The 18,199-nt window shown below is 70.1% G+C and carries 10 protein-coding genes; 4 read left to right on the forward strand and 6 right to left on the reverse strand.

Annotated elements, in window-relative coordinates; all coding sequences use genetic code 11:
- Nucleotides 1–155 precede the first annotated feature (155 nt).
- Both ACZ601_RS09885 and ACZ601_RS09890 read right to left on the reverse strand, forming a co-directional pair.
- Entirely contained in the window at nucleotides 156–3,701 is a 3,546-nt protein-coding gene (locus ACZ601_RS09885; protein WP_469535185.1) for a bifunctional glycosyltransferase/CDP-glycerol:glycerophosphate glycerophosphotransferase, read from the reverse strand.
- Nucleotides 3,702–4,011: 310 nt separating this feature from the next.
- Nucleotides 4,012–4,629: a TetR/AcrR family transcriptional regulator gene (locus ACZ601_RS09890; RefSeq protein WP_440575712.1), complete on the reverse strand. Its 618-nt coding sequence runs from the start codon at nucleotides 4,627–4,629 to the stop codon at nucleotides 4,012–4,014.
- Between the two features lie 175 nt (nucleotides 4,630–4,804).
- Between ACZ601_RS09890 and ACZ601_RS09895 the strand changes: the two genes are divergently transcribed.
- Both ACZ601_RS09895 and ACZ601_RS09900 read left to right on the forward strand, forming a co-directional pair.
- A complete protein-coding gene (locus tag ACZ601_RS09895; RefSeq protein WP_107421855.1) occupies nucleotides 4,805–5,713 on the forward strand; it encodes an ABC transporter permease in 909 nt (302 codons plus the stop codon).
- Nucleotides 5,706–6,485 (forward strand): ABC transporter ATP-binding protein, encoded by a 780-nt coding sequence (locus ACZ601_RS09900; RefSeq protein ID WP_390092898.1) that lies wholly within the window; start codon nucleotides 5,706–5,708, stop codon nucleotides 6,483–6,485. The genes ACZ601_RS09895 and ACZ601_RS09900 overlap by 8 nt, the downstream gene beginning before the upstream one ends.
- Nucleotides 6,486–6,776: 291 nt before the next feature.
- Here ACZ601_RS09900 and ACZ601_RS09905 read toward each other — a convergent pair whose 3' ends face one another.
- Nucleotides 6,777–11,810: an NAD-glutamate dehydrogenase gene (locus ACZ601_RS09905; protein WP_469535190.1), complete on the reverse strand. Its 5,034-nt coding sequence runs from the start codon at nucleotides 11,808–11,810 to the stop codon at nucleotides 6,777–6,779.
- A gap of 468 nt (nucleotides 11,811–12,278) precedes the next feature.
- Here ACZ601_RS09905 and ACZ601_RS09910 point away from each other — a divergent pair, with 468 nt between their 5' ends.
- Nucleotides 12,279–12,845 (forward strand): DJ-1/PfpI family protein, encoded by a 567-nt coding sequence (locus ACZ601_RS09910; RefSeq protein ID WP_440575714.1) that lies wholly within the window; start codon nucleotides 12,279–12,281, stop codon nucleotides 12,843–12,845.
- An 85-nt stretch (nucleotides 12,846–12,930) separates the two neighbouring features.
- Here ACZ601_RS09910 and ACZ601_RS09915 read toward each other — a convergent pair whose 3' ends face one another.
- Entirely contained in the window at nucleotides 12,931–13,602 is a 672-nt protein-coding gene (locus ACZ601_RS09915; protein WP_469535194.1) for an HAD family hydrolase, read from the reverse strand.
- Nucleotides 13,603–13,662: 60 nt separating this feature from the next.
- A complete protein-coding gene (locus ACZ601_RS09920; RefSeq protein WP_073738147.1) occupies nucleotides 13,663–14,169 on the reverse strand; it encodes a DUF6912 family protein in 507 nt (168 codons plus the stop codon).
- Between the two features lie 289 nt (nucleotides 14,170–14,458).
- On the opposite strand from ACZ601_RS09920, the gene ACZ601_RS09925 reads away from it, so the two are divergent.
- A complete protein-coding gene (locus tag ACZ601_RS09925) occupies nucleotides 14,459–14,878 on the forward strand; it encodes an Rv3235 family protein (protein ID WP_469535197.1) in 420 nt (139 codons plus the stop codon).
- 433 nt (nucleotides 14,879–15,311) lie between these two features.
- Here ACZ601_RS09925 and secA read toward each other — a convergent pair whose 3' ends face one another.
- Complete coding sequence (secA, locus tag ACZ601_RS09930; RefSeq protein ID WP_469535200.1) at nucleotides 15,312–18,155, reverse strand: preprotein translocase subunit SecA; 2,844 nt, start codon at nucleotides 18,153–18,155, stop codon at nucleotides 15,312–15,314.
- Nucleotides 18,156–18,199 lie beyond the last annotated feature (44 nt).

Here is an 18,199-nt window from a genome sequence, read left to right on the forward strand (position 1 = left end):
GGTTCAATCAGTTCGCACGGTCCGTACGCCGAATTCCGTTCGCCGTGGCACCTCCCGGGGGTTCACCACATGCCTGTGCCCGGCCGGTACGGGTACCGGCCGGGCGCAGGGGCCGACCATGACATACGGTCGGCGGCGTTTCGCGCGGACTACAACTACAGCATCCGGTCGACCACCCGGGCGGTCGCGCGGCCGTCGTCGAGGTCGCAGAAGTCCCGCTTGAATGCCTCGTACGCTTCCGCGTGTCCCGCGATGGCCCGGACCGGGTCGCGCAGGGCCTCGATCAGCTCTTCGGAGCCCGGGATCAGCGGGCCGGGGGCACGCTCCTCGAATTCGAAGCTGAATCCGCGCAGCGTGTCGCGGTAGTGCTCCAGGTCGTAGGTGTGGAACAGCATCGGACGGCCGGTCTGGGCGAAGTCGAACATCAGTGAGGAGTAGTCGGTGACCAGCGCGTCGCTGATCAGCATCAGCTCGCCGACGTCCGGGTAGCGCGAGACGTCCCGGACGAATCCGGTGCCGCTGTCCGGGAGCCGGTCGGTGACCATGTAGTGACGGCGCACCAGCAGCACGGTGTCCGCGCCCAGTTCGCGCTCCGCGGCGGCCAGGTCGAGCTGGAGGCCCAGCGAGTAGCGTCCGCCGCCCAGCTGCTGGTCCTCGCGCCAGGTCGGTGCGTACAGCACGACCCGCTTGCCCTTGGGGATCCCGAGCCGCTCCCGTACCGCCTCCGCGACCTTCGTCCGGTCGGCGGCGTGGAAGAGGTCGTTGCGGGGATAGCCGCACTCCAGGACCTCGCCCTCGAAGCCGAACGAGCGGCGCAGGACGGGGGTGGAGAAGGTGTTCGGGGAGACCAGGAAACTCCACTGCCGGGCGCGCTGCTTGAGCGTGTCGATGTAGGCGGCGTTCGCCTGGACCGTGCCCGCGAGCTCCAGGCCGATCCGCTTGAGCGGGGTGCCGTGCCAGGTCTGGACGACGGTCTGGTCCTCGCGGCGCAGGAACCACTCGGGCAGCTGGGTGTTGGTGACGACGTACCGGCTGCGGGCCAGCGCCTCGTGCCAGGCGGCCGAGCCGTGCTCCACGGCGACGGCGCCCGCGGGGATGATGGCCTGCTGGTCGCGCACCACCCACAGGTGCTCCAACTCGGCTCCCCTGGAGACCAGTTCCTCGTAGACCGACCGGGGCGAGTCGGAGAACTGACGGCCGTCGAAGGTGCTGTACAGGGCGGCCTCGCGCAGCGGCGCGGTGCGCTGCGCGGCATAGGCGTCGCTGAGCAGCTTCTTGGCGCGCGGGCCGCGCTCGGAGGCGTCGAGCACCGGGGCGGAGACCACCAGGAGCTGGTCGCCGTAGCGCCGCGCGATGGTGTAGTCGCGGCCGGTGAGGGTGCGGGTGGCGGGCAGGGTACGGAAGGCGGCGGCGGGGATGCGCAGCGCGATGTCGCCGCTCTCGTCGGCCGCGCCCTTCTCGCGGAAGAAGAAGTACCAGTTGCCCTCGCTCAGCGGGAGCTGGCCGCCGGGTCCCTCGACGGCGTCGGGGCGCAGTTCGGCACGGAAGCGCCGGGCGTCCTCGTCTCCGGAGAACTCGACCGGGAAGGTCGTCTCCTCGCGGTGAGCGCTGTTCTGGACCACCAGCTCGACGGGGTGTGCGCGGTCCTCGGGGAACGTGCCCTCCAGGAGGAGCCGCCCGTCGTCGGTCCAGCCGGCCAGCTCGACGTGGGGCTGCACGGTCCGGTCGCTGATCAGCAGGTTCCCGCGCGAGCTCGTGACGAGGGCGAGCTCGCGGCGTGCGCCGTCCTCGCCGTCGTCGAGCGGGTAGCGACCGGGCAGCACCGGTCCGGGCACGTCGATCGGCGTCCGCCGGTCCTCGGGGCCGACGAGGTGGACGCTGTAGCCGAGGTTGTTCGGCGTGTCGTCCGCTGCGGGGCGGGCCTCCGTGAGGGCCGCGAGCGGGAGTTCGGCGGTGAAGCGGCGCCAGCCGGCAGCCGAGGACTCGGCGCCCTCGCCCACCGTGACCGGGAAGTCGCAGGCGGCGCCGGTGGCCTTGTGGGTGAGGCCGAGCCGCAGCTCGCCCCTGGCGAGGCGGTCGCGGACCATGCCGGACACCAGGACGGTGGAGGCGGTGTCGCCCGCGTGGTGAGTCTCGAACCGGGCGTCGATGCGCTCCGCGTGCAGGACCAGCTTGTCGCCGTCGAAGGCCGGGGCGATGCGGTGGTCACCGTCCGGACGGTAGACGGGCGGTGCCACGGTGGCCTCGCGGACGGAGGGGAAGGCGCGGCGCAGCAGTCCGTTCCTGGCGACGCCGATCTCCAGGTTCCAGCTGCGCTGCCTGGGCTTGCCGTCGGCGGCGATGCGGAGCTTCGCCGGGTCGATGACCGCCTCGAAGCCCGCGCGCTCGTAGTCGTGCAGGCTCTGCCGGGAGCGGGCGGTGGCCTCCGGCTCCGCTGTCCTGCGCAGCCGCAGCGGCACCACGTTGCGCCGGCCGGCCCGCAGCCAGCCGATCCGGAACTCGCCGGGGCCCGAACCCGCGGGCAGGTTGCGGACGTAGGCGTACCCCGTGAGGTGCAGCTTGCCGTCGCGCCACTGGGCGTCCCTCAGCCGGGCGGCGAGCGGGAGGTCGCGGTCGGCCACGCGCAGCACCGGGGCCGGCACCGGCTGCTTCAGTACGGGGTACGCGGCCTGCCGGCGGCGCACGCCGCGTACGGCGAAGGCACCGGGCTCGCGCTTGTCGTAGGTGAGCAGCGCGAGAAGCTCTTCCATGCGGTGCTCGCGCACCAGGTACCACATCACGCGCAGCCGCAGCGGGAGTCCGTCCAGGACCTTCGGGTCGACCTGGTCGATGAACGCGTTGCAGTGCGTCAGGAAGGCCTCGCGGTAGTCCGCGTCGCCGTCGGGGAGGACCTCCATGAAGTACCAGAGGTCGTTGGCGAAGGCGTGTGCCTCGTAGTGGTTCTTGTCGGCGGCCGGGCGGTTCTCCGCCAGGAAGGTGGAGACCCCCTGCACGTGCGCGACCCGGTCGCGGACGCCTCGGACGACGGCCCGGCTGGTGGTGATCGAGCCCGGCCGGTCCCGCCAGTGGTAGACGGGGTCCTTCACGATGTCGACGGAGCCGGCCAGGAAGTGGGCCGGCAGCACGACGGGGATGTCCTCGTAGAGCGCGCCGACCGGGAAGGCGAACTCGTGCTTGTCCCAGAAGGAGCGGCGGAAGACCTTGTTGCAGGCGATCCGGTCCCCGAGGAGATCCAGGTCGCGGGAGACGTGGGTGCGCATCCGCGTCATCGCCATCGGCTTGCGGAACATCGGCGACTGCTGGAGCTTGCCGTTGGCGCGCAGCCGCAGCACGTTGCCGGACGCGAGGTCGGAGCCGGTCTCCTCCAGCGCCCCGACGAGCAGTTCGTACGCATTCGGCGGGATGATGTCGTCACTGTCGACGAAGGCCAGGTAGCGGCTCTCCGGGTCGCAGTTGCGGACACCGGTGTTACGGGCGTGCCCCAGCCCGCCGTTCTGCTGGCTCACCAGCCGGAAGCGGTCGTCCCGCGCGGCGAACTCGGCGGCCAGTGCCGCACTGCCGTCGGTGGACCCGTCGTCGACCATCACCACCTCAAGGTCTGCCATGGTCTGCTCCGCGAGGGACCGCAGGCAGTCCGTCAGGAAGAGCTCCACGTTATAGACGGGGACAACGACACTGAGCCGTGGCGGCATGTTGAGCACGTCCGTTCATCGGGGGCCTGGCTGTCCGTATGGCTCAACCGTGAATACGGTCGGGGGTCACCGGTTACGGTCCCGAACGAGTGACTACGCCTGCCCCGCGCTCGCCCCGTGAGCAAGGCCGCTCGGGGTGTGACGGCCGTGCCTGGGGCTTTGCCCGGACGGTCCTGGAGCACGCTCCGCATGCTCCGGAAGGCACGGTGGGGCGGCCCGCCAACCACACTAGCGGATGGCCGGGGGCCCCCGAAAAACGCGCTGGGACGCCCGTACGGGACTTCGCCCGGGTGTGCGGGTACCGCCCTTGGGCCCGCGCTCAGCGGGTGAGCGCGGCCACGGCCGAAGTCGCCAGATCGTCCAGGTACCCGGCGGGCAGCTCGCCCCTGACCACCGCGAGGCGCCAGTAGAGCGGGCCGACGATCAGGTCGAGGGCGCGGTCGGGGTCGGTGTCCTCCGGCAGTTCCCCGCGCGCCACCGCGTCCCGTACGACGACGGCGGCGATGCCCTGCTGCGGGTCGAGCAGGGCGGCCTTGATGGTGGCGGAGATCTCCGGGTTCCGGGCCGCCTCGACGAGCAGGTCCGGGATGACCTGGGAGGCGAGCGGGTGGCGCAGGGCGTAGGCGGCCAGTTCGAGCACGGCGCGCACGTCCCCGTACAGCGAGCCGGTGGCCGGGGCGGGCATGCCCTGCACCGCGACGGCGGAGACCAGGTCCAGGACCAGGTGCAGCTTGGACTTCCAGCGGCGGTAGACCGCGGTCTTGCCGACGCCCGCGCGCCGGGCGATGCCCTCGATGGACATCCGGGCGAACCCGACCGCGGCCAGCTCCTCGAAGACCGCGCTGCGGATCGCGTCGGTCACGTCCTCGCGCAGCACGGCGGCTCCGGCGGGGGCACGGCGGCGGCTTCCCGGGGCGGTGGTCATGGCCCGAATCATAGTCCGTCACGACGAAACGGTTGCGTTGCGACGTCGTGGCGTCCTACCCTCGGCGTTGCGACGATACGGTTGCGTCCCGTCGCTCGTGTGTTCCTGCCCCTCGACGAAAGCGATCGTGGTGAGCCAGACAACAGCCCCGGCGGCCCCGGCGACCCCAGCAGTCCCGGCGACCCCGGTGGTCACCCCGCCGGCCGCGTCCCTTCCCGTGTACGCGCCGGGAGAGCTCGCCGCCCTCGCCGCCCGGCACGGACTGACCGTGAGCGGCGCCCGGCCTTCCCTTCCCGCGTACGTACGGGAGCTGTGGGGGCGGCGGCACTTCATCACGGCGTTCGCCACCGCCAAGCTGACCGCCCAGTACAGCCAGGCGAAGCTCGGCCAGATCTGGCAGATCATGACCCCGCTGCTCAACGCGACGGTCTACTACTTCATCTTCGGCGTCCTGATGAAGACGAAGCACGGCGTCCCCGACTACGTGCCCTTCCTGGTCACCGGCGTCTTCATCTGGACCTTCACCAGCAGCTCGATCACCGCGGGCACCCGCGCGATCAGCGGCAACATCGGGCTCGTCAGGGCCCTGCACTTCCCGCGCGCCTCACTGCCGGTCGCGCTCGCCCTGCAACAGCTCCAGCAGCTGATCTTCTCGCTGGGCGCGCTGGTGCTGATCCTGCTGGTGTTCGGCCAGTACCCGCAGCCCTCCTGGCTGCTGGCGCTGCCGGCCCTCGCCCTCCAGGCCGTCTTCAACACCGGCATCTCGATGGTCATGGCCCGGCTCGCCGCACGCACCCCGGACATCGCCCAGCTGACACCGTTCATCCTGCGCACCTGGATGTACGCCTCGGGCGTCATGTGGAGCATCGGCACGATGCTCCAGGGCGACCGGGTACCGCACGCGGTGAAGCTGGCCCTTGAGGTCAATCCGGCCGCTGTCTTCATCGACCTGATGCGGTTCGCGCTCATCGACAGCTTCGACGGCGGTCAGCTGCCCCCGCACGTGTGGCTCATCGCCACGGGCTGGGCGCTGGTCTGCGGCGTGGGCGGATTCATCTACTTCTGGCAGGCAGAGGAGAGTTACGGACGTGGCTGACAGCACTTCGCCCGGAGTACCGACGGTCGTCGTCGACGACGTCCACATCACGTACAAGGTCAACGGCGCCCGCACCGGCAAGGGCAGCGCCACCTCCGCCCTCAGCCGGCTCGCCTCACGCCGGCAGTCCCCCGGGGTGCGCGAGGTGCACGCCGTGAAGGGGGTCAGCTTCGCCGCCTACAAGGGGGAGGCGATCGGCCTGATCGGCTCCAACGGCTCGGGGAAGTCGACGCTGCTGAAGGCCATCGCCGGACTGCTGCCCGCCACCAGGGGCCGCGTCCACACCCAGGGCCAGCCCTCGCTGCTCGGGGTGAACGCGGCGCTCATGAGCGATCTGACGGGCGAGCGCAACGTCGTACTCGGCGGACTGGCGATGGGCATGACCCGCGCCGAGATCCGCGAGCGCTACGAGGAGATCGTGGAGTTCTCCGGCATCAACGAGAAGGGCGACTTCATCACCCTGCCGATGCGCACGTACTCCTCCGGCATGGGCGCCCGGCTGCGCTTCTCGATCGCCGCCGCCAAGAACCACGACGTCCTGCTGATCGACGAGGCGCTGTCCACGGGCGACGCGAAGTTCCAGCGCCGCAGCAAGGACCGGATCATCGAGCTGCGCCAGCAGGCCGGCACGGTCTTCCTGGTGAGCCACAACAACAAGTCGATCACCGAGACGTGCGACCGGGCGATCTGGCTGGAGGCGGGAACGCTGCGGATGGACGGCCCGGCGAAGGAAGTGGTCGCCGCCTACGAGAAGTTCACCAAGAAGAAGTAACCCCCGCCCCAAGCCCGTCCGAGCCCCCAGCCCGTCCCGGCCCTCTCACCCCACCCGAGCTCCCAAGCCCGTCCCGGCCCTCTCACCCCACCCGGGCTCCCAAGCCCGCCCCGGCCCCCTCACCCCACCCGGGCTCCCAAGCCCGCCCGAGCCCTCTCAAGCCCGTCCGGCGATTGAGGACATCTTTTCAGCCCGTCCGGCGCTTGAGGACACCCCAAGCCCGTCCGGCGATTGAGGACGAGGCGGCCACCGGGTCCGCCCCGGCAACCGCCTCGCCTCACCCCCGCACCGCTACACGTGCGTACGCAGCAACGTCCGCATCGTCCGCATCGCCACCGACAGGTTCGCCAGGTCGAACGCGTCCGACCCCTGGATCTCCTCCAGCGTGGAGCGCGACCGCGTCAGGATCGCCGCGTTCTTCTCCTCCCACGCCTCGAACCGCTCCTGCGGCGTCGCCGAGTCGGAACCGACGCTCAGCACGTCACCCGTGAGCGCCGCGTGCGCCGCGTACAGGTCCTCGCGGATGGAGGCACGGGCCATCGACTGCCAGCGGTCGGCCCGCGGCAGCTCGATGATCCGGTCCATCAGCTGGGTGATGGACAGCCGGTCCGCGAGGTCGTAGTACACCTCGGCGACGGACAGCGGGTCCGTCCCCGTCCGGTCCGCGATCGCCACGATGTCGAGCGCTGGGAAGGCGGACGAGAATCCGGCGACGCGCTGCGCCAGCTCGTCCGGGACACCCGCCTCCGTGAGCTCGTCCAGGATCGACCGGTACCACTCCTGGTCGGCGCCCATCAGCATCTTGGGCAGCTCGGCCCAGACCTGCTCGACCCCGGCCCGGAAGAAGTCGATCGTCCCGGCGATCTCCAGCGGCTGCGGCCGGTTGCCGAGCAGCCAGCGCGAACCGCGCTCGACGAGCCGCCGCGAGTGCAGCCTGATCCGGGTCTGCACATCGGCGTGCACCCGGTTGTCGAGCGCCTCCACGGCGTCCCACACCCGGCCGAGCCCGAAGATCTCGCGGGCCGCGACCTGCGCCCGCACGATCTCCTCGATCGAGGCGCCGGTCTCCTCCCGGAGGCGGTGCAGGAACGTCGATCCGCCGCTGTTCACCGTGTCGTTGACCAGCACCGTGGTGATGATCTCGCGCCGCAGCGCGTGCCCGTCGACCGCCTCGGGGAACTGCTCGCGCAGCTGCCGGGGGAAGTAGGCGTGCAGCAGCTTCTGCAGGTACGCGTCGTCCGGCAGGCTGGTTCCGATGAGCTCCTGCGCCGCGGTGATCTTCGTGTAGGCGAGCAGCACGGCCAGCTCGGGCTGGCTGAGCCCCTTGCCGGCGCTGAGCAGCTCGCGGATCTGCCGGTCGGCGGGCAGGAATTCGAGGGCCCGGTCGAGATGTCCGTCGCGGCCCAGCCGGCGCATGAAGCGCTGGTGGGCGTGGAGCAGCGAGGGCGCCTGGGCGACCGCGTTGGCGAGCGCCGTGTTCTGCGCGTAGTTGTTGCGCAGCACCAGGTGGCCGATCTCCTCGGTCATCTCGGCCAGCAGCTTGTTGCGCTGCTTGACGGTCATGTCGCCGTCCCGCACCAGACCGTTGAGCAGGATCTTGATGTTCACCTCGTGGTCGGAGGTGTCGACGCCGGCGCTGTTGTCGATCGCGTCGGTGTTGATCCGGCCGCCGGTACGGGCGAACTCGATCCGGCCGAGCTGGGTGGCGCCGAGGTTGCCGCCCTCACCGACGACCCTGGCCCGCAGGTCCTCGCCGTTGACGCGGATCGCGTCGTTGGCCTTGTCACCGACGTCCGCGTTCGACTCGGCGGAGGACTTGATGTACGTACCGATGCCGCCGTTCCACAGCAGGTCGACGCGCGCCTTGAGGATCGCCTGCATCAGGTCGGCGGGCGTCATCTTGGTGACTCCCGACTCGATGCCGAGGGCCTCGCGGATGTGCGCGTTGACCGGGATCGACTTGGCGCTGCGCGGGTGGATGCCACCGCCCGCGGAGATCAGCTCCTTCTTGTAGTCGGCCCAGGAGCTGCGCGGCAGGTCGAAGAGACGGCGCCGCTCCGCGTACGAGACGGCGGCGTCCGGCTTCGGGTCGATGAAGATGTGCCGGTGGTCGAAGGCCGCGACGAGCCGGATGTGCTCGGAGAGCAGCATCCCGTTGCCGAACACGTCACCCGACATGTCACCGACGCCGACGACGGTGAAGTCCTCGGTCTGGGTGTCGTGGCCGAGCTCCCGGAAGTGCCGCTCGACGGAGACCCAGGCGCCCCGGGCGGTGATGCCCATGCCCTTGTGGTCGTAGCCGGCCGAGCCGCCGGAGGCGAACGCGTCACCCAGCCAGAAGCCGTACGCGACGGCGACCTCGTTGGCGATGTCGGAGAACTTCGCGGTGCCCTTGTCGGCCGCGACGACGAGGTAGGTGTCGTCCTCGTCGTGCCGGACGACGCCCTTGGGGTGCACGACCTCGCCGGCCACCATGTTGTCGGTGATGTCGAGCAGCGCCGAGATGAAGGTGCGGTACGAGGCGATGCCCTCGGCAAGCCAGGCGTCGCGGTCGACGGCCGGGTCGGGGAGCTGCTTGGCGACGAAGCCGCCCTTGGCGCCGACCGGCACGATGACGGTGTTCTTCACCATCTGTGCCTTGACCAGTCCGAGGATCTCCGTACGGAAGTCCTCGCGCCGGTCCGACCAGCGCAGACCACCGCGGGCGACCTTGCCGAACCGCAGGTGGACGCCCTCGACCCGGGGCGAGTAGACCCAGATCTCGAACGCCGGGCGCGGGGCCGGGAGGTCCGGGATGGACTGCGGGTCGAACTTCATCGACACGTAGTTGTGCGGCTTGCCGCTGTCCGCGCGCTGGAAGAAGTTGGTGCGCAGGGTGGCCTTGATGACGGTGAGGAAGGACCGCAGGATCCGGTCCTCGTCCAGCGAGGCGACCTGGTCCAGGGCCCCGTCGAGCTCTTCGAGGAGCCCGTCGGTCAGCTCGGTGCCCGCGCTCTGGCGCTCCGGCGACATCCGGGCCTCGAAGAGCGAGACCAGCAGCCGGGTGGTGTGGACGTTGTTCTGGAGAGTGCTCTCCATGTAGTCCTGGCTGAAGGTCGATCCGGCCTGGCGCAGGTACTTCGCGTAGGCGCGCAGCACCATCGCCTGCCGCCAGTTCAGACCGGCGCTCAGCACCAGCGCGTTGAAGCCGTCGTTCTCGGCCTCGCCGGTCCACACGGCGGCGAAGGTCTCCTGGAACCGCTCCCGGGCGTCGTCGGCCAGGTAACCGCCGTTGCCGGTGGCCTGCGGCATCCGCAGCCCGAAGTCGTAGATCCAGGCGTGCGTGCGGTCCGCGCAGCGCAGCTCGTACGGGCGCTCGTCGACGACCTCGACGCCGAGGCGCTGGAGGGCCGGGAGGACGGCGGACAGGGAGACCTGCTCACCGGTCCGGTAGATCTTGAAGCGGCGCTCGCCAGGGGCGGAGCCGACCGGCTCGTACAGGCTGAGGGCGAAGTCCCGCTCGTTCTCCTTGAGGGCTTCGAGGCGGACCAGGTCGGCCACGGCGGCGCGCGCCGAGTGGTCGGCCTTGTAGCCCTCGGGGAACGAGTGCCCGTACTGGCGCAGCAGCTCGGCGGCGCGCTCCTCGCCGCACTCGGCGTTCAGCGCCTCCTGGAACCCGTCGGCCCAGGAGCGGGCGGCCTCGACGAGCCGGGCCTCGATGCGGTCGGCCTCGGCATCGGTGAGGGTGGCCAGCTCGCTGCCGGGGGCGACCCGGACGACGAAGTGCAGCCTGGAGAGGATCGATTCGGTGTTCCAGGCGGTGAAGTCGACGCTGGTGCCGTTCAACTCCTCCTTGAGGATGTCGATCAGCCGGAGGCGTACGCCGGTGGTGTACCGGTCGCGCGGCAGGTAGACGATCGCGGAGTAGTAGCGCCCGTACTCGTCCTGGCGCAGGTAGAGCCGGAGCCGGCGCCGCTCCTGGAGGTAGAGCACCGAGGTGACGATGGAGCGCAGCTGGTCGGGCGGCGTCTGGAACAGCTCGTCGCGCGGGTACGTCTCCAGGATCTGGAGCAGGTCGCGGCCGTCGTGGCTGTTGTACGAGAAGCCCGCGCCCTCCAGCACCTCCGCGACCTTGCGGCGGACGACGGGCACCCGGCGCACGGACTCGGTGTAGGCGGCGGACGAGAACAGTCCGAGGAAGCGGCGCTCACCGATGACGTTGCCCTCGGCGTCGAACTTCTTCACGCCGACGTAGTCGAGGTAGCTGGGGCGGTGCACGGTCGCCCGGCTGTTCGCCTTGGTCAGGATGAGGAGCTTGTGCTCCCGGGCCTTGGCGCGGGCGTCGGCGGGCAGCCGGTCGAAGGAGGGGCTGACCGGGTGCGCCTCGTCCTCGGTGTGGTGCGGGTCGGAGCGCAGGATGCCGAGGCCGGTGCCGGGTACGGCGGCCAGCGCGTCGGAGTCCTTCAGCTCGTACTCGCGGTAGCCCAGGAAGGTGAAGTGGTCGGCGGCGAGCCAGCGCAGCAGCTCCCTGGCCTCGTTCACCTCGTCGTCGGCGAGGTCGTCGAGCGGTTCGCCGGGCAGGTCGTCGGCGATGCGCAGCGCGGCGTCCCGCATCTTCTCCCAGTCCTCGACGGTCTCCCGTACGTCGGACAGCACGCGCAGCAGGTCGGACTGGATCTGCTGGAGGTCGGCGCGGTCGGACTCGCGGTCGATCTCGACGTGGATCCAGGACTCGACGAGCGCGTCGTGCGGGAGCTCGGCCTTGGCGTCCTTGGCCCCCTTGGCGTTCTTGCGCCCGTTCTGGGGACCGGTCGAGACGCCGGCGCCGTGGGTGAGGACCTCGATCAGCTTGCCGGCCACATCTCGGCGGACGATGACCTGCGGGTGGATCACGACGTGGATGCCGCGCCCCTGGCGGGACAGCTCATTGGTGACGGAGTCGACCAGGAACGGCATGTCGTCCGTGACGACCTCGACGACCGTGTGCGTGCACGTCCAGCCGTTCTCCTCGACGGTCGGGGTGTGCACCCGGACGTTCGCCGTGCCCTGCGGGCGGTCCTCCGCCAGCCGGTAGTGCGAGGAGGCGGCGCCGAAGACGTCGACCGGGTCCCGGCCGCCGATGTCCTCCGGAGCGGTGTGGAGGTAGTAGCGCTGGAGGTAGGCGAGCAGTACGTCCCGGCCGGAACGCTCCTGCCCGGCCCCGTCGCCGTTGTCGGCCCCGGTGGCCGCAACGTGCACCCGGGGGGTACCCCCCGGGCCATCGACACCACCGCCCGGGCTGTTGTCAGCTACCTTGGCGGCCCGTGCGAGCAGCTCGGCCTTGGCTTCGTCCAGCTTGGTCTGCATGTCCTCTGGCTCCTGTCGCGCGCCGTTGCGTGACGTAGGTGAAAAAGACGACGTACCGCCACGACACGGGGTTTCCGGTCTGAGTCGACGCTATGCCGCTATGAGAGACGCCCGGGACCTTATTGGCCATTTTTGGCAGTCGGGCCGGGCTGAGGGGATCAGTCGGGGCCCGGGTGCTGTGGCACTCCGGGCGAAGGCCGGGGGCTTCACTGCCCCCGAGGGCTATCGCGCTGATCACGGGGTCCAGGCTATCTCCCCCGCCCCGGTAACCGTCACGAGCCGGATGTGTACAAAAGAAAGCCCCAGACTTTGACACTCTGGACAGCGCATCGCGCCGGTGTGTCGCACTCTGGTAACCGGAACCGGTACCCGGAAGAGGCGTCCGGCACCGGCATCCGGCACCGGCATCCGGCACCGGCATCCGGAACAGGCATCCGGCACCGGCCGACGAACCGTGGGAGTCCCGCCATGGCACCGAAGATCCTCATCGTCACCGGCGACGCCGCCGAGTCCCTCGAAGTCCTCTACCCGTACCAGCGGCTGCGCGAGGAGGGGTACGAGGTCCACATCGCCGCCCCCACCCGCAAGACGCTCCGCTTCGTGGTGCACGACTTCGAGCCGGGTTTCGACACTTACACGGAGAAGCCCGGCTACACCTGGCCCGCCGACCTGGCCTTCGCGGACGTCGACCCGGACGACTACGTGGCCGTGGTCGTCCCGGGCGGGCGCGCTCCCGAGTACCTCCGCAACGACGCCCGGCTGCGCGAGATCCTCAAGGCCTTCTTCGACACGGACCGCCCGGTGGCCCAGATCTGCCACGGCCCGCTGATGACGGCCGCGGCGGGCGCGCTCAAGGACCGCCGGGTCACGGCCTATCCCGCGCTGGAACCGGACATGGAGTCGGCCGGAGCCGCCTTCCAGGACACCGAGGTCGTGGTGGACGGCACTCTGGTCTCGTCGCGCGCCTGGCCGGACCACTCGGCCTGGATGCGTGAGTTCCTCACCGTGCTCCGCGCGAAGGCCCCGATCGCCTGACGACGACCACGCGGGCGTCGCCGCGACTCCCCCACCACTCCTGCCGCTGCTGCTCCCGTCTGCTCCCGTCTGCTCCCGCAGGCTCCTACGCGACGAGCTGCTCGGCCAGGGCCGCCGCTTCGGCCAGGGTGTCCACGACGGGCACCCCGGCCGCCTCCAGGCTGGTCCGGCTGTGCGAACCGCCGGTGTAGAGCACCGCTCTCGCACCGACGTGGGCGGCGGCCACCGCGTCGTCCACCGCGTCACCGATGATCACCGCGTGCTCCGGAGATATCCCGCCCAACGCCGCGAAATGCCGCTCCATGTGCTGCGCCTTGCTGCCGCCGGAGCGCCCGGTACGGCCGTCGACGCGCACGAAACGGGGCTCGATGCCGTATCCCCGCACCACGGGGACCAGCTCGTCGTGCCCGTACATGCTCAGCAGGGACTGGCTCCGGCCGGCCTGCTGCCACTGCGAGAGCAGCTCCGCGGCCCCCGCCGTCAGCCCGCAGCCGCCGCGCTGCTCGGTGTAGTGGCGGTGGAAGACCAGATCCATCCGGTCCCACTCGGTCTCGGTGGGCAGCCGGCCCATCAGCCGTTCGTAGAACCGGGGTATCGGTATGCAGTACATCTCCCGGTACTGCTCCAGGGTGATCGGCGCCACGCCGACCTCCCCGAAGGCGGCGTTGGTCGCGCCGACGACCGCGAGGTTGTCGTCGAGCAGTGTGCCGTTCCAGTCCCAGACCAGATGTGTGCGGTATTTCCCCTGCGTCCCCATGCCAAGAAAAATACCCGCAGCCACCGACAACCGGCGAAGCAGTGGCCCGCCGGCCTCCCCTCAGCCGATCAGGTTGGGAATCTCCTGGATCCCGAACCACAGCAGCTCGTGGTCCTCCGCGCCGTCCACCGTGAACTGGGCGTCGTCGTCACCGAGGTCCGCCGCTCCCAGCGCGGCCGCGGCCGCCGTGACGTCCTTGTCGGCCTCGTCCGAGTCGACGTGCACCGCGGCCGCCTTCGCCAGCGCCACCGCGGAGGCGATCGTGACCTCACCGAGCGAGGAGGCGTCCAGGATGTGATCCGGGTCGGCGACCGCGTCCCCGTCCGGTACATCGACCGCGACGACGACACGGCGGCGGGCGGCGCCGGGGTCCCCGGCGATCAGCCGCAGCGAGGCGGACGCGGCCCGGTTGAGCGCCGCGTACTCCAGCTCCTCGATGTCGTCGGAGACGTACCACTCGCGCAGCCCGGGGGTCACCGCGTAGGCGGTGAGCGGGCCGGGGCCCAGTTCGCCCGCCCGGTGCGCCGCTGCGAGACCGGAGAGGGTCAGGGGGACGTACACGCGCATGGCTTGGCCGCTTTCGTAGTCGGAGACGCCCTCAGGATACGTGCGGCGTCCCCCTTTGGGGTTACCTGTACGGGCCCCGTCCCGTCCACCCGGCAACCGCCACTCACCCTGCCCGCCCCGTCCCCGCTCCCCGCTCCGTACCGGGTCCACCACTCGGATAGGTGAATTCCGGGCCCACTCTTCCGCGCCCTCGGACGCTTGCGGCCGGTCCGCCGCCCCCGTAGAAGGTCCACAGCAGAAGTTACCGCCCGGTATTTGCCGGGCCTCTGAAGCACGGGGGCGATGAGCAGTGACCATGAACAGGACCCGGCCCGCCGGACGGCACGACGCACGCAGGCCCGAGACCGTCCCCTCGCAACGCCTCCGGACACCCCGGCGCGTCCGCCCCCACCAGTGGTTCGCGGAACGTCTCCTGGCCGTCCTCAGCGGCCAGCGCCCCGTCCACTGGATGCTCGGCCACACCATCGGCGAGGCCTACGACCAGCTGGCCGAACTGGCCCCCGCCACACCACTCAGGAGCCATGGTGCCCGCCCGGTGATCCGCATGTGCCGGGGCGCCCAGCCGGCCCCCGGGGTGGTGGAGGCGTGCGCGAGCATCGCGGCGGGCGAACAGGTCCGGGCCATGGCCTTCCGCCTGGAACAGGGCCCCGACCTCCGCTGGCGCTGCGCCGCAGTAGAGCTGGGCAGCACCCCGGCCCGCCACCCCTGACGAGAGGAGTCCACCACCGACCCGCGCGCACCGGAGAAGCCCGCCACCGGCCCGTGCGGGCCCGATCGCTGACCTCACCATCAATCCATACCCACAGACCGCCACAGAGCCCTCACGGCCCCGCACAGGCCCACACACCCACCATCCGAACCCTTCACCTCCACCTCTCCTACCCGCTTCCATCCCCTCCGGCCCCCTCCCAGCCCCTCCGGCGCTTGAGGAGCGGAGCCCGGGACAGAAACCCCCTCCCAGCCCCTCCGGCGATTGAGGAGCGGGGTCCGGGGCGGAGCCCCGGTTACGGGAAGGGGCGGGGAGGGGACAAGGCCCGCCGCAGGCGCGCCCCACCGCCACCCCGCCACAACAGAACGGCCGGGGCCGGACACCCAATCGGTGCCCGGCCCCGGCCGTAGTCAGATCCAGCGATCAGCGCACGCTACTTCTTGCGGCGCCGCCCACCGCCCCCACTCTTCTGCGCCTTGCGCCGCTCAGCCCGAGTAAGCCCGTCGGACTCACCCCCGGCCCCCGCACCCGCACCCGCACCAACCGCGTCACCGTCGACATTGGAGAAGTCGCCCTCGACGACACCGCCCTCCCCGTCCACCGTGGGAGCGGAGAAGTGCAGCCGGTCGGGACGCTGCGGAGCGTCGAGCCCCTTCGCCCGGATCTCCGGACGCGCCGCCGGAACGGCGTCCTCCTTGGTCAGCGAGGTCGCCGCCGAGTCCTCCACCGGCACCTCCTCGACCTGCTGCTCGACCTGGACCTCCAGGTTGAACAGGTAGCCGACGGACTCCTCCTTGATGCCCTCCATCATGGCGTTGAACATGTCGAAGCCCTCGCGCTGGTACTCGACCAGCGGGTCCTTCTGCGCCATGGCCCGCAGGCCGATGCCCTCCTGGAGATAGTCCATCTCGTAGAGGTGCTCACGCCACTTGCGGTCCAGCACGGACAGCACCACACGCCGCTCCAGCTCGCGCATGATGTCGGAGCCGAGCGTCTTCTCACGCTCGTCGTACTGCTCGTGGATGTCGTCCTTGACGGACTCCGCGATGAACTCGGCGGTGACCCCGGCGAGATCCCCGGCGGCCTCCTCCAGCTCGACGACCGTGACCTTCACCGGGTAGAGCTGCTTGAACGCGCCCCACAGCCGGTCCAGGTCCCACTCCTCGGCGAACCCCTCCGCCGTCTCCTGGCGGATGTAGTCGTCGATCGTGTCGTCCATGAAGTGACGGATCTGGTCCTGGAGGTCCTCGCCCTCAAGCACCCGGCGCCGCTCGCCGTAGATGACCTCACGCTGCCGGTTGAGCACCTCGTCGTACTTCAGGACGTTCTTACGCGTCTCGAAGTTCTGCTGCTCGACCTGCGACTGGGCCGACGCGATCGCCCGCGTCACCATCTTGTTCTCGATCGGGACGTCGTCCGGCACATTGGCCATCGACATCACGCGCTCGACCATCTGCGCCTTGAACAGGCGCATCAGGTCGTCGCCCAGCGACAGGTAGAAGCGGGACTCGCCCGGGTCGCCCTGACGGCCGGAACGACCGCGCAGCTGGTTGTCGATACGACGCGACTCGTGCCGCTCGGTGCCCAGGACGTAGAGCCCGCCGAGGTCCTTGACCTCGTCGTGCTCGGCCTTCACCGCCTGCTCGGCCTTCTCCAGCGCCGCCGGCAGCGCGGCCGCCCACTCCTCGACGTGCTCGACCGGGTCGAGTCCGCGCTGACGCAGATCGGCCTCGGCCAGGTCGTCGGGGTTGCCGCCCAGCTTGATGTCCGTACCGCGGCCGGCCATGTTCGTCGCGACCGTGACGGCGCCCTTGCGGCCGGCCTGCGCGATGATCGGCGCCTCCCGGTCGTGCTGCTTGGCGTTGAGGACCTCGTGCTGCACACCGCGCTTGGAGAGCTGCTGCGAGAGGTACTCGGACTTCTCGACCGAGGTGGTGCCGACCAGGATCGGCTGGCCCTTCTCGTGCTTCTCCGCGATGTCGTCGACGACGGCGGCGAACTTCGCGACCTCGGTGCGGTAGATCAGGTCCGACTGGTCGGCCCGGACCATCGGCCGGTTGGTCGGGATCGGCACCACGCCGAGCTTGTAGATCTGGTGGAACTCGGCGGCCTCGGTCATCGCCGTACCGGTCATGCCGGAGAGCTTGCCGTAAAGGCGGAAGAAGTTCTGCAGGGTGATCGTGGCAAGGGTCTGGTTCTCGTCCTTGATGTCCACCCCTTCCTTCGCCTCGATCGCCTGGTGCATGCCCTCGTTGTAGCGGCGGCCGGCGAGGATACGGCCGGTGTGCTCGTCGACGATCATGACTTCGCCGTCGATGACGACGTAGTCCTTGTCCTTCTTGAAGAGTTCCTTGGCCTTGATCGCGTTGTTGAGGTACCCGACGAGGGGGGTGTTCACCGACTCGTAGAGGTTCTCGATGCCGAGCCAGTCCTCCACCTTCGCGACACCGGGCTCGTGGATCGCGACGGTCCGCTTCTTCTCGTCGACCTCGTAGTCGCCGGTCTCCTCGATGCCCTTGAGCGGGTTGCCCGCCTCGCCCTTGGTCAGCCGGGTGACCAGCTTGGCGAAGTCGCCGTACCACTTGGTGGCCTGGTCGGCGGGACCGGAGATGATCAGCGGCGTACGGGCCTCGTCGACCAGGATCGAGTCGACCTCGTCGACGATCGCGAAGTTGTGACCGCGCTGCACGAGCTCGTCCTGCGACCACGCCATGTTGTCGCGGAGGTAGTCGAAGCCGAACTCGTTGTTCGTGCCGTACGTGATGTCGTTGCCGTACTGCTCGCGGCGCTGGGCCGGAGTCATGTTGGCGATGATGCAGCCGACACTCAGTCCGAGGAACTTGTGGACCCGGCCCATCATCTCCGAGTCACGCTCGGCCAGATAGTCGTTGACCGTGATCAGGTGCACGCCCTTGCCGGAGAGCGCGTTGAGATACGCGGGCAGCGTGCCGACCAGGGTCTTGCCCTCACCGGTCTTCATCTCGGCCACATAGCCGAGGTGCAGGGCTGCGCCGCCCATCATCTGAACGTCGTAATGGCGCTGTCCGAGGACTCGCTTGGCGGCCTCACGGACGGTCGCGAATGCTTCGGGAAGCAGGTCGTCCAGGCTCTCGCCGTCCGCGTACCGTTCCTTGTACTCGTCGGTGAGCGCCCGCAGCTCGGCGTCGGAGAGGTTGACGAAGTCCTCTTCGATGGAGCTGACCTGGTCCGCGATGCGGTGCAGTTTGCGCAGGATCTTGCCTTCGCCTGCACGCATGAGCTTGTTGAAGACGGACACTGAGGCTGGTCTCCTTGCCGGTCGGGCCTGGCACTGGGTCGTGT

The organism is Streptomyces sp. NPDC104307 (assembly GCF_055584045.1).

What these genes read in the sequence shown, in the direction of transcription:
- ACZ601_RS09905 (WP_469535190.1), bottom strand. Translation starts at nt 11,810, where the DNA reads ATGCAGACCAAGCTGGACGAAGCCAAGGCCGAGCTGCTCGCACGGGCC.
- ACZ601_RS09910 (WP_440575714.1), top strand. Translation starts at nt 12,279, where the DNA reads ATGGCACCGAAGATCCTCATCGTCACCGGCGACGCCGCCGAGTCCCTC.
- ACZ601_RS09920 (WP_073738147.1), bottom strand. Translation starts at nt 14,169, where the DNA reads ATGCGCGTGTACGTCCCCCTGACCCTCTCCGGTCTCGCAGCGGCGCAC.
- ACZ601_RS09890 (WP_440575712.1), bottom strand. Translation starts at nt 4,629, where the DNA reads ATGATTCGGGCCATGACCACCGCCCCGGGAAGCCGCCGCCGTGCCCCC.
- ACZ601_RS09915 (WP_469535194.1), bottom strand. Translation starts at nt 13,602, where the DNA reads ATGGGGACGCAGGGGAAATACCGCACACATCTGGTCTGGGACTGGAAC.